We start from the raw sequence: 12,417 nt of genomic DNA, 5'->3' as shown, positions 1-12,417 counted from the left end.
AAGGGGTTATATACTATTACTAATATACTATTAAAGTAATACTATTAGACCACTTTAACGTTCTTAGTTGCTATAATATTCACTCCGGTGTCAAGTATGTTTTCTAGAACCACATCACCTATAGAAATAGGAGCTTTTACTATAACATTTTTTAATGCTCTTACGCAGTCATAAATCATATCCTTTGGAATATCTCTCTCAGTTTTAACAGGAAGTATCTCATTTTCCCCACCTGAAACTAAAACAGAGGATGTAACGACTCTTGTTGGATTAGTGCATTCTTTCTTGCCGTAGGTTTCTCCCAGCTTACAGGTATTTCCTTTAACGCTAATAACTTCTTTGCCCTCAAGCGCTACCACAAGAGCACAACCTATTGGACAGCCTATGCATGTTAATTCCCTTGTACTCATAGTTAACTACTCCTTTTCTACCTTTATGGTAATCTTTTTACAGTTACTATATTTATCAAAAACTGCTTTAGTTAATTTAACGCTTTCCATTTCGCCTGGTGTAAGAATCTTTTTCTTTAAATGCATTTCGCGCACATCATCAAAATAAACAGATATATAAGCAGATTTATGTACCTCACCAACCCTAAATCTAACATCTATTATGTTATCGATATTTTCAGGATTGATAGTACTTGGTACTGTATACCTAACTCCGTCTGTCGCGAAGATCTCAATACTCTTTCCGGCATGGTAAATTCCTTTTATGTAATCAGAAGCATTTCTACCAGCAGTGTAGCTTTCAGTGGTTACATTATCTACTAAATCATGAACGTGAAGCACATTGCCACAGGTAAATATTCCAGAAATGCTCGTCTGCATGCTTTCATCTACCTCAGGACCCCCAGTAACTCTGGAAAGTTTAACATTAGCTTTTCTAGAAAGTTCATTTTCGGGTAGAAGGCCAACAGATAAAAGTAATGTATCACAAGCAATGTATTCCTCAGTTCCCTTAATTGGTTTTCTATGGTCATCAACTTGAGCTATAGTAACTCCGCAAAGTCTATCATGCCCATGTATATTTGTTATAGTGTGGCTTAATTTTAAAGGAATATTAAAATCGTCTAAGCATTGTACAATATTTCTCTTAAGTCCACTTGAATGAGGCATTAGTTCTACACAAGCCTTTACATTTGCACCTTCGAGGGTCATTCGTCTTGCCATTATAAGTCCGATATCTCCAGAACCAAGTATTACTACTTCTTTTCCTGGCATTAGACCCTCAACATTAACATATTTTTGAGCTGTTCCAGCTGTATAAATACCTGCGCATCTTGCACCTGGTATGTTTAAAGCTCCTCTTGGTCTTTCTCTGCATCCCATTGCAAGTATAACTGCTTTTGCCTGGAGCTCCAATATACCATCTTCTGTATTTACAGCAGTAACTTGTTTATTATCATTTACATCTAGAACCATGGTATTTAACCTATACTCGATATTAAGTGCAATAACCTTGTCAATAAATCGTTGAGAATACTCAGGACCAGTAAGTTCTTCTTTAAATGTGTGAAGACCAAAACCATTATGAATACATTGATTGAGAATACCACCTAATTGATTATCTCTTTCTATAATTAAAATGCTGTTTATCCCTTGATCCTTTGCAGAAACTGCAGCTGCAAGGCCTGCTGGACCTCCACCAATTATGATTAAATCATATTCTTGCATATATATTCCTCCAATTTATAAAGATTGTTTATTTTTGCCAGTGAGCAGTATAGAATTTTCGCCTGATTTTGTAATGGCGCATCGTGGTATATTAAGTTCTCTTGAAAGAATATCTACAACTTTTGTTGCACAAAAGCCCGATTGGCATCTCCCCATTCCAGCTCTTGTCCTTCTTTTAACTCCATCAAGTGTTTTTGCTCCAAGAGGTCTTCTTATAGAGTCTATAATTTCACCTTCTGTTACAGTTTCACACCTACAAACAATTGTTCCATATTCAGGTATTTCCTTGATTATTTTTTTTCGCTCATCGTTTGACATTTCTCTAAATTTTCTTGTACCTTTTCGTATAGGGTTGAATTTTACATTTTCCTGCGGTGCTAATTTTTCTGTTACTATATCAGCTACCATTGCAGCAATACTTGGAGCACTAGTTAAACCTGGAGAATCAATTGCTGCTACATTAATAAAGTTCTTAGCGTCTTCTGCTTCCCCAATTATAAAATCATTTCCCTCGCATTTTGATCTATTCCCTGCAAAAGAAGTTATAACCATATTCATAGGAAGTGGCATTTGGATACTTAATTGAGCATTTAAAACGATATCATCGATGCCTTCACGAGTTGTACTAAGATCAGCTTTGTTATCTTGATCTACAGCATTAGGTCCAATTAGAAGGTTACCATCAACAGTAGGGGTAACTAAAACTCCTTTTCCAAGTTTAGTTGGAAGTTGAAAAATAGTTTTTGTAACTAAATCTCCGCAAGCTTTATCAAATAAGACATATTCTCCTAGCTTGGGAAGTATTTTAAATTTATTATTGCTTACCATATTATTAATTTCATCCGAAAATAAACCGGCTGCATTTATTACTACTTTTGTTTCAATGTCGCCTTTATTAGTTTTTATAACGTAACAACTTTGTTTTTTTTCTATATTAAGGACCTCAGTTCCAAATTCAAATTCCACGCCATTGGTGTATGCGTTTTCAGCCATAGCAATAGTCATTTCATATGGGCAAACAATTCCTCCTGTTGGAGCATATAAGGCACCGACACAGCTCAATGTTACATTAGGTTCCATTTCTCTAACTTGATCTCCATCAAGAATAGCTAAATTAGGTACTCCATTTTTTTCGCCTTGTTCTAGTAATTCTTTAAGATCATTCATGTGTTTCTCGTCGAAGCACAGAACCAATGATCCATTCCTCTTAAATGGGAAATCTAATTCCTTTGCAAGCTTTGTATACATTTCATTACCTTTTGCGTTTAATTTTCCCTTAATAGTACTTGGATTAGCATCATACCCTGCATGTACTATTGCACTATTTGCTTTTGTTGTACCAGAAGCAACATCACTAGATTTTTCAATAACACATGTTTTTAAATTATATTTAGATAGCTCTCTTGATACTGAGCAGCCAATGATGCCAGCACCAATAATAGTTACGTCAAACATCCTTTTACCTCCTAAATGCAAATAAAAAGAGAACCTTGATTAATAGGTATAAAATACCCATACATCAAGGCTCTCTTTTCTCCGCCTTTACTTATTTAAGTACATACTAACATAATAATTAAAGAAGTACAAGTCCCAATTAAAAACATACATAATTTCGAAACAACAACAGAATGATGTGAATTTGCTTGAATGAGAAATGAGAATGTGATAGTATTTAATTAATTATATCTTATAAACCTAAATAAATTTTTGGAGGGTACATCATTGGAAAACCTAGAACAATTATTAATAGAGAACCCAGTTATTGCAGCCATACGAAATGAGCAGGATTTAAAAAAAGTGATTCTTAGTAATGTTCATATTGTGTTTGTCTTATATGGGAGCATAATAAATTTAAAGAAAACATGTGAGGACCTTAAAGAGGCGGGCAAAGTAGTATTTGTTCACGTGGACTTAATAGAAGGATTAAAGGCAGATTATGCAGGGCTGCTTTTTCTAAAACAATGTGGAGAACCTTATGGAATTATAACTACAAGGGCAACAAATATAAAAAATGGGAGAAAGCTAGGATTCTGCGCTATACAGAGAATATTTGCAGTAGATTCTTTGGCTTTAGAAACGGGAATAAGAAATATACAATCTGTAATTCCAGATGCTGTAGAGGTTATGCCTGGGGTTGCAAGTAAGATTATTAAAAATATAGGAAGTGCAGTGAGAGTACCAATTATAGCAGGGGGATTGATTCAAAATAAGAAGGATATAATGGAATCAATTAGCGCAGGAGCAATGGCTATTTCAACGTCAAAACAAGAATTATGGGGTTTATCTGAAGAATAGTAAAGATGAGATTTTCTTATAGGAACATAAGTTGGTAATTAGTTATCAACTTATGTTCCTATAATTTTTGAGAAATAGACCATTGACAAACATGTTAACATGTTATATCATTTAAACATTAAAGAATTTGAAGATATTAATTTAAACTTTTGTGAGGTGTTATTATTATGAAAAATATCATTATTAAGGAAATCAATAAAAAAGTATATTTTTATTTTAGCTGGGGCTATCGTTATTTTAGCGTTAGTTACTTTTTGTGCAAAAAAAAATATATGGTTTTTTTAAATAATGAGTTTAGTAATAAAACTATGATACCAGCGTATGCTGATTTATAGAAAGTAAACTAAGTCTGTACGCAAGGAGGACTCATTATAGGGGTTCTCCTTTTTTAAAAGGAAGACCCATTATAAGGGGTCTTCCTTTTTTTATAATTTTTTATAAGTTAAATGACTTATTAAGACTAAGATCAAAATAATATTTTAGGAGGAATTTTAAATGGTAATCGTAATGAAATCAACTGCAAAACAAGAACAGATTATGAATATTAAGAAAAAACTTGAGGGGTTAGGTTGTGCCATCTTTATTACACAGGGAGAAAACTGTTGCATTTTAGGGATTGTTGGAGACACAAGTTCAATAAATGCAGGCCAGATTGAAGCAGAGGAATGTGTTGATAATGTTATGAGAGTTCAAGCTCCTTACAAAAGAGCTAATAGACTTTTTCATCCTGATGATTCATTAATAAAGGTAGATAACAGAATAATAGGTGGAAAAGAACTAGCGATAATTGCAGGGCCTTGTGCTGTGGAAAGTGAAGAGCAATTGATAACTATTGCAAAAGATGTAAAGCTAGCAGGAGCTAATTTTCTAAGAGGCGGAGCTTACAAACCTAGAACTTCTCCATACGCATTTCAAGGAATGGAGGAAGAAGGATTAAAAATATTATTAGAAGCAAGAAAAATAACGGGGCTTCCAATAGTAACTGAAGTTATGAGTGTTGAACTAGTTGATAAAATATCGCAATATGCTGATGTACTTCAAATTGGAGCTAGAAATATGCAAAATTTCGATCTTTTAAAAGAAGTAGGAAGATGTAATAAGACAATACTTTTAAAGAGAGGTATGAGTGCAACAATTGAAGAACTTCTTATGTCTGCGGAGTACATAATGTCTGAAGGAAATCAAAATGTAGTTTTATGTGAAAGAGGTATTAGGACCTTCGAAACTTTCACAAGAAACACCTTAGATTTAAGTGCAATTCCAGTACTTAAGAGGCTTAGTCACTTGCCAGTTATAGTAGATCCAAGTCATGCCGCTGGTAAATGGTGGTTAGTAGAGTCACTTGCGAAAGCAGCTATAGCAGTTGGTGCAGATGGTCTTGAAATTGAGGTGCATAACGATCCTACCAATGCATTGTGTGATGGACAACAATCATTAAAACCGGAGAAATTTGAGGATCTTGTAAATTCCATAAGAGTAATTGCAAAAACACAAAATAGAATAGTTTAAGAGGTGGTAAATTTGGATTGTACAGACTTTAACATTACAATTGTAGGATTAGGACTTATAGGTGGCTCCTTTGCTATGGCACTAAGAGAATTAAAACCTAAAAATATTTGGGCTATTGACATTGATAAAGATGTTTTAGATATAGCTGAGGAAATGAACATTATTGATAAAGGATATACAAGTCCAGAAATACCACTTAGTAATTCGGATATTGTGATACTTGCAGTTTATCCTCAAAAGACTATAGATTTTGTGAAAAACAATATGAACTTATTTAAAAGTGGAGCAGTTATTACAGATACTGCTGGAATTAAGAGTAATTTAATAAGTGAAATTATGATTGAACTTAGAGATGATTTAGATTTTATCGGTGGTCACCCAATGGCTGGAAAAGAAGAATCAGGGCTCAAGGCTGCAACTAAAGATATGTTTAAAAATGCTAACTATATCTTGACACCAATTAATGGAAATAAAGAGGAGAATATAAATTTAGTAACGGGGATAGTTAGGGGAATGGGGTGTAAAAGTGTGGTACGACTTACACCGAATCAGCATGATGATATAATTGCTTATACAAGCCAGTTACCACATGTTATAGCTGTTTCCTTAATAGATTGTAATAGTTTAATTGTCGGAATACCCCAGTTTGTTGGAGGAAGTTTTAAGGATACCACTAGAGTTGCTACTATAAATGGTGAATTATGGCCTGAATTACTTTTTTATAATGAAGAAAATATAGTTAGCAAAATTGAAGACTTTGAAAATAATATAAAAGAAATAAAAGATGCAATAATAAATCATGATGAAGCTTTTCTAAAGAAAAGGTTTGAGAATGCAACTAATAAGAGAAAGGAGATAAGTAAAGGTGTATAGTATAGAAGTTAAAGCTTCTAGCAGAAGCTATCCAATATACATTAAGAATGGATTACTAGAGGAAATTGGAGCAGAAGTTAAGAAGATATATAAAGGAAGAAAAATAGCCGTAGTAACAGATTCTAATGTTAATGGATTTTATGGGCAAAAGCTTATTTGTTCATTAAAAGAGTCAGGATTTGAAACTTTTAAAATTGTTGTAAAAGCTGGTGAAGAAAGCAAGTCCTTCGAAACTCTTTTAGAGGTGTATGATAAACTTTTAGATTTTAAGATAAACAGAGGAGATATTATAATTGCCTTAGGTGGTGGAGTTGTTGGAGATATGAGTGGTTTTGCAGCCGCAACTTTTTTAAGAGGGATTCCACTCATACAAATTCCAACTACATTACTAGCACAGGTGGATAGTAGTGTAGGTGGTAAGGTTGCAGTAGATTTGCCTCGTGGAAAGAACCTTGTGGGAAGTTTTTATAGCCCTACAGCAGTTTTTATTGATCCATTACTGCTTGGAACACTTAATGACAAGTTTTTTAGTGATGGAATGGGTGAAGTTATAAAATATGGAGCAATAAAAGATAGTGAGCTATTTTATACATTAATGAATTATGAAAACAAAGAAGCCCTTTTAAAAGAGATAGATAAAATCATTTATACTTGCCTTAGTATTAAGGCCGCTATTGTTGAAGATGATGAGTTGGATACTGGGGGCAGAATGTTATTAAACTATGGTCATACCATCGGTCACGCAATTGAGCAATTCTTTAATTTTGAGGTGTATTCCCATGGAGAAGCAGTGGCAATGGGGATGTATTCTATAACAAAACTAGGAGAAGAACTAGGAATGACTAAAACTGGAACAGCAAGTGCTATAAAAGATATTTTAATTAAGTATAATTTGCCTTGGATGTTACCTGAAATAAAAAGTGAGAATATAATTGAGACTATTAGTCATGATAAGAAAAACATTGGGGAATCCATGAATTTCATATTAATAGAATCCATTGGAAATAGTTTTATTGAAAAAATTAATGAAGCTAATATTAAGGGTTATCTGCAAAAAATTCTTAAATAATTATTATATTGAATTGAGGTGTTCGTCGATGAAGTCAGTTATAATTCAACCTTTTTCTTTGAATGGAAAAGTCAAAATTCCGCCTTCAAAATCATTATCCCATAGAGCGGTTATAGCTGCAGGATTAAGTGGCGATGAATGTGCCATTAATAATATTAGTATGTCTGAGGATATAATAGCTACTTGTGAAATAATGGAGAAACTTGGAGTTAAGATTAAACAATTCCCAAACAATCTTGTGGTATGTGGAAAAGGTAAGCTTCAGCTTGCATGCGGTGGAACTTTGGGAAGCGAGCTACAATGCAATGAAAGTGGATCAACACTACGTTTTTTAATTCCTATAGCAATTTTAACTGGAGAAAAAATAATCTTTAAAGGGAAGTCCAAACTAGTACAAAGAACACTTAAACCTTATTATGAAATTTTTGATAAGCAGAATATAAAGTACACTACTAACAATGGTTGTCTTCCTTTAACAATACACGGGAGCCTTAAACCTGGGATTTTTGAACTAAGAGGAGATGTAAGCTCTCAGTTCATTACCGGTCTTATTTATGCGCTGCCTCTATTAAATGGAGAGTCAACGATTAAAATTACTAGTTCCATAGAATCTATTGGGTACATAGATTTAACCCTAGATGTGCTTTCTAAATTTGGGATAAAGGTAGAAAATAATAATTATAGAGAATTTAAAATAAAAGGAAATCAACATTTCATGAAAAGAGATTATAGAGTTGAGGGCGATTTTTCTCAAGCTGCATTTTACCTTGCTGCTGGTGTTTTAGGTGGAGAAATTGAATGCATTGATTTAAATATGGAATCACTTCAAGGAGACAAAGTAATATTGGACATAATTAAAAATATGGGCGGAAAGATTACTATTGAAGATGGTATTATAAGGGCTTCAAAATCAAATTTAAAAGGCACCGTTATTGATGCATCACAATGTCCTGACCTTGTACCAATTGCTGCGGTGCTTGGTGCTTTAAGCGATGGAACAACAGAGATCATTAATGCTGCTAGAGTTAGAATAAAAGAATCTGATAGATTAAAAGCTATAGCAACAGAGCTAAATAAAATTGGAGCAGAGGTTATTGAAAGAGAGGATTCACTTCTAATTCATGGTAAACCATGGCTTAAGGGCGGAATTGTAAGCAGTTGGAATGATCATAGAATAGCTATGGCTATGGCAATTGCTTCAATTAGATGCACGCAGAAGCTCACAATTGAGGATAGTGGGGCAGTGAAAAAATCCTATCCAGAGTTTTATGAGGATTTTAAGGGGTTAGGAGGAAAAGTTAATGAGCGGACAATGGGGTAAAAAAGTAAAGTATTCCATCTTTGGAGAATCGCATGGAAGAGGAATAGGAATAATTATTGATGGATTACCGCCAGGTATAAAGCTTGATATGGATTTTATTAATAGTGAAATGCAAAGACGCGCTCCAGGACGAGATGAATTTTCAACTAAAAGAAAAGAATGTGATAAATTTGAAATACTAAGTGGATATTTTAATGGATATACCACAGGGACACCTCTTTGTAGCGTTATTTTTAATGAAAATCAAAATTCGAAGGATTACGATAAGTTAAAGGATTTAGTAAGACCGGGTCATGCTGATTTTACAGGAAAGGTTAAATATTCAGGCTTTAACGATTATAGAGGTGGCGGACATTTCTCAGGAAGAATTACAGCACCACTTGTTTTTGCAGGTGCTGTTGCGAAACAGATACTTTTTGATAAGGGAATCGAAATAGGAAGTCACATTTTAAGTATTGGGAATGTGTTTGATAGTTATTTTGATGGGGTCAATTTAAAGAAACAGATATTAGCAGATATTCTAAAGAAAGATTTTCCTGTAATTGATGATTCAAAGGGAAAAGAAATGAAGAACATTATATTAAAGGCGAAGGAAGAAACAGATTCGGTTGGAGGTATAATTGAAGCTACTATATTAAATGTGCCTTGTGGACTGGGGGAACCATTCTTTGATTCTATAGAGAGCAATTTAGCTCAATTACTATTTTCTGTGCCTGCAGTTAAGGGGGTAGAATTTGGCATGGGCTTTCAAATAACAAAACTTCGGGGAAGCGTATCAAATGATGTACCGTGCATTAAAAATGGGAGTGTATTGACGAAAACTAACAATAATGGTGGAATTAATGGTGGTATTTCTAATGGAATGCCGATAGTTTTTAGGGTAGCTATGAAACCAACACCTTCTATTGCAAAAACTCAAGATACCATTGATATGGTGACTTGTGAAAATTCGGAAGTATCTGTTACAGGAAGGCATGACCCTTGCATAGTTTTAAGAGCGCTAGCAGTGATAGAAGCTTGCGCTGCAATGAGTATTTTAGATTTTATTTGAAGGATGTGCTTTAATGAGTAAATTAGATGATTTTAATATAGATAATTTAAGAAGTGAAATTGATAAAATTGACTCAAGCCTTGTATCATTATTTGAAAAGCGTATGGAAGTAGTTTTAAAGGTAGCTGAATATAAAAAAAATAATCATATGGAAGTTTTAAATAAGGCTAGAGAAGAAATAGTTATAAAGAAGAATTTAGACTTAGTTAAAAATAAAAATTTGTTTTTAGAGGTAGAAGAATTTTTCAAATCCGTTATGGAAATAAGTAGAGGGTTTCAAAACAAAAATTTAAATCGGGAGGGGGCTTTTGCTACTGAGAAAAAGCTAACAGTTGGTTTTTATGGCGTAACAGGTTCCTTTAGCGAACAAGCTTTAAAGGGATATTTCGGTGAAAATGTGGACGCAAAAGCAATAAGTGAGTTTGAAGATATATTTTTGCAATTGAAATATGGGAAGATAAATTATGGTGTTATCCCTATAGAAAATTCTTCCACAGGAGCAATATCCGCGGTTTATGACCTTCTAAATAAATATAATTTTTATATAACAGGAGAAAAATATCTTAAAATAAGCCAAAACTTAATGGGAATTAGAGGATCAACACTAGATGATATCAAAGAGGTTTACTCTCATCCACAGGGATTAGAGCAAAGTATGGAATTTTTAAAAGGCTACAAGCAGTGGAAGTTAGTTCCCTATAACAGCACTGCAAAAAGTGCGCAGTTAGTTAAAGATAGACAGGACAAAACCTTGGCAGCCATAGCTAGCGCTAAGGCAGCGGAAATATACAACCTTGAGATTTTGCAGAAAAATGTAAATTCAAATGCAACAAATATGACTAGGTTTGTTGTTATTGGTAAAGAGTTGGAGTCAACTAGCGGAAACAATAAAACAAGCTTAGTTTTATCTACTACCCACAAGGCAGGTTCGCTCTATCATGTTTTAAAGCATTTTGAAGAAAATGGTATAAACCTTTTGAAAATTGAATCTAGACCAATAAAGGATAAGCCATGGGAATATTTCTTTTACATAGATTTCCACGGAAACATAGATGAAGATAAAATTATATCTTCAATTAAGTTAATTAAAAAGAATAGCCGTTATTTTAAAATATTGGGCAATTATAAAAGTGAAATGATTGACAATGAATAAATGATATTAGTAAGTTTTACTTAAGAAATGAGGGTGAGTTATGTCAGGGTTATATGGTTTACTTGGAGAAAAACTATCACATAGTGTTTCGCCGCAAATACATTCAATGGTATTTAATAAATTGAATATGAAGGGTTATTATCATCTCTTCGAATTTAAAAGCAAAGATCTGAAAGCAGCAATGGCCGGATTTAATGTTATTAAACCAAGAGGTATTAATGTAACTATTCCTTATAAAATTAAGGTTATGGAATTACTTGATGAGGTTAGCATAGAAGCAAAAGCGATAGGATCTGTAAACACCCTAAAGTTTGAGGAAAACAAAACTATTGGATACAACACAGATTACTTTGGAATTGGAATGCTTTTCAATAAGTATGATATTGAAGTGAAAAATAAAAAAGCAACAATACTTGGAAACGGTGGAGTAGCAGTTACTGTGGTTCAATATTTATTAAATAAGGGAATAACTGAAATTACTGTAGTTACAAGAGATATCTCAAGGATTAAGGAAAACAGCAAATTTAATGGTTGTAAATTGATTTCTTATAATGAAATTCAAGGGCTTAAAGAGTCAGATATAGTGGTAAACTGTACACCACTTGGAATGTATCCTAATTTGGACAATTCTCCAATTGAAAAGAAACATATTGGTAAATTTGGCGCCGCTGTAGATATGATCTACAATCCTAAGGAAACCCTATTTTTAAAGTATGCGAAGGAGACGGGTTTAAAAGCAGTTAATGGTCTTTATATGCTAGTTGGCCAGGCAATTGCTGCTCAGGAAATCTGGAATGATATTAAGATCCCAAAGATAATAATTGATGAAATTTATGATGAACTAGAAAAGGGAGTAGAAAATTAAAAGATGAAAAATATAGTTTTAATTGGGATGCCCGGTTGTGGTAAAAGTGTCATTGGAGAAATAATCGCAGAAAAGATAGAAATGGCATTTATAGACATAGATGCATATATTGAAGCTAGTACAAATCTTACGATTACTGAAATGTTTAAAAATGGTGAGGCTGGATTTAGAGACATAGAATCTAAAGTAGTTGAGAAATTATCTAAAAAAAATCGAGTAATTATTTCAACTGGCGGTGGAGTGATTAAAAAACATGAAAATATTTTAAATTTAAAGAAAAATGGTATTATAATTTACATAAACCGTCCTATTGAAAATATAGTAGCGGATATAGATGTTGAGACCCGCCCCTTACTAGCAAAAGATCCATCTAAGCTTTATAGATTGTTTGAGGAGAGAGGTCACTTGTACAAACAATATTGTGACTATGAGGTTATGAATACTAGTGATATTTACGATGTAGTGAATAATATCATAGAAATATATATAAATGAGATGTCGTTAATTAAATAACTTAACACAGAAAAAAAGCTGTTGATTATTAAACAGTATCGTTGAAAAATAATTGTAAACAAGTTTTTTATCATTTAGCATTGAGTAATATG

At 33.2% G+C, this 12,417-nt stretch carries 12 protein-coding genes; 9 read left to right on the top strand and 3 right to left on the bottom strand.

Going from position 1 to position 12,417, the window contains the following annotated elements; genetic code table 11:
• Positions 1-44: 44 nt before the first annotated feature.
• The 3 genes from KTC92_RS04900 to KTC92_RS04890 are packed head-to-tail and all read right to left on the bottom strand — an operon-like array spanning position 45 to position 3,131.
• On the bottom strand, positions 45-410 hold the full coding sequence (locus KTC92_RS04900) for a DUF1667 domain-containing protein (RefSeq protein ID WP_220287842.1): 366 nt from the start codon (positions 408-410) through the stop codon (positions 45-47).
• 6 nt (positions 411-416) lie between these two features.
• Positions 417-1,676, bottom strand: a complete 1,260-nt coding sequence (locus KTC92_RS04895; protein ID WP_220287871.1) for an NAD(P)/FAD-dependent oxidoreductase — start codon at positions 1,674-1,676, stop codon at positions 417-419.
• A gap of 15 nt (positions 1,677-1,691) precedes the next feature.
• Entirely contained in the window at positions 1,692-3,131 is a 1,440-nt protein-coding gene (locus tag KTC92_RS04890) for an NAD(P)/FAD-dependent oxidoreductase (RefSeq protein WP_258280696.1), read from the bottom strand.
• A gap of 267 nt (positions 3,132-3,398) precedes the next feature.
• Between KTC92_RS04890 and KTC92_RS04885 the strand changes: the two genes are divergently transcribed.
• From KTC92_RS04885 to KTC92_RS04845, 9 genes are all read left to right on the top strand, one after another.
• On the top strand, positions 3,399-3,971 hold the full coding sequence (locus tag KTC92_RS04885; protein ID WP_165414344.1) for a glycerol-3-phosphate responsive antiterminator: 573 nt from the start codon (positions 3,399-3,401) through the stop codon (positions 3,969-3,971).
• A 495-nt stretch (positions 3,972-4,466) separates the two neighbouring features.
• The gene (gene aroF / locus KTC92_RS04880) at positions 4,467-5,480 is read left to right on the top strand and encodes a 3-deoxy-7-phosphoheptulonate synthase (RefSeq protein WP_216304052.1); all 1,014 of its coding nucleotides are present in this window, start codon (positions 4,467-4,469) and stop codon (positions 5,478-5,480) included.
• A gap of 12 nt (positions 5,481-5,492) precedes the next feature.
• Positions 5,493-6,353, top strand: a complete 861-nt coding sequence (locus KTC92_RS04875) for a prephenate dehydrogenase (RefSeq protein WP_216304051.1) — start codon at positions 5,493-5,495, stop codon at positions 6,351-6,353.
• Positions 6,346-7,422, top strand: coding sequence for a 3-dehydroquinate synthase (aroB, locus tag KTC92_RS04870; RefSeq protein ID WP_216304050.1), 1,077 nt, complete (start codon positions 6,346-6,348; stop codon positions 7,420-7,422). The genes KTC92_RS04875 and aroB overlap by 8 nt, the downstream gene beginning before the upstream one ends.
• 28 nt (positions 7,423-7,450) lie before the next feature.
• Complete coding sequence (gene aroA / locus KTC92_RS04865; RefSeq protein WP_220287794.1) at positions 7,451-8,743, top strand: 3-phosphoshikimate 1-carboxyvinyltransferase; 1,293 nt, start codon at positions 7,451-7,453, stop codon at positions 8,741-8,743.
• Positions 8,724-9,794, top strand: coding sequence for a chorismate synthase (gene aroC / locus KTC92_RS04860; RefSeq protein ID WP_220287792.1), 1,071 nt, complete (start codon positions 8,724-8,726; stop codon positions 9,792-9,794). Before aroA ends, aroC begins: the two co-directional genes overlap by 20 nt.
• Positions 9,795-9,807: 13 nt before the next feature.
• Entirely contained in the window at positions 9,808-10,947 is a 1,140-nt protein-coding gene (gene pheA / locus KTC92_RS04855; RefSeq protein WP_220287790.1) for a prephenate dehydratase, read from the top strand.
• A 40-nt stretch (positions 10,948-10,987) separates the two neighbouring features.
• Positions 10,988-11,812, top strand: coding sequence for a shikimate dehydrogenase (gene aroE, locus KTC92_RS04850; RefSeq protein ID WP_220287788.1), 825 nt, complete (start codon positions 10,988-10,990; stop codon positions 11,810-11,812).
• 3 nt (positions 11,813-11,815) lie between these two features.
• The gene (locus tag KTC92_RS04845; RefSeq protein WP_216304045.1) at positions 11,816-12,325 is read left to right on the top strand and encodes a shikimate kinase; all 510 of its coding nucleotides are present in this window, start codon (positions 11,816-11,818) and stop codon (positions 12,323-12,325) included.
• Positions 12,326-12,417 lie beyond the last annotated feature (92 nt).

The sequence above is a fragment of the Clostridium sp. CM027 genome (assembly GCF_024730565.1).
Lineage (GTDB): Bacteria > Bacillota > Clostridia > Clostridiales > Clostridiaceae > Clostridium_AD > Clostridium_AD estertheticum_B.
The sequence above is the reverse complement of the archived record's forward strand: the minus strand, read 5'-3'. Positions and strand labels throughout refer to the sequence as shown.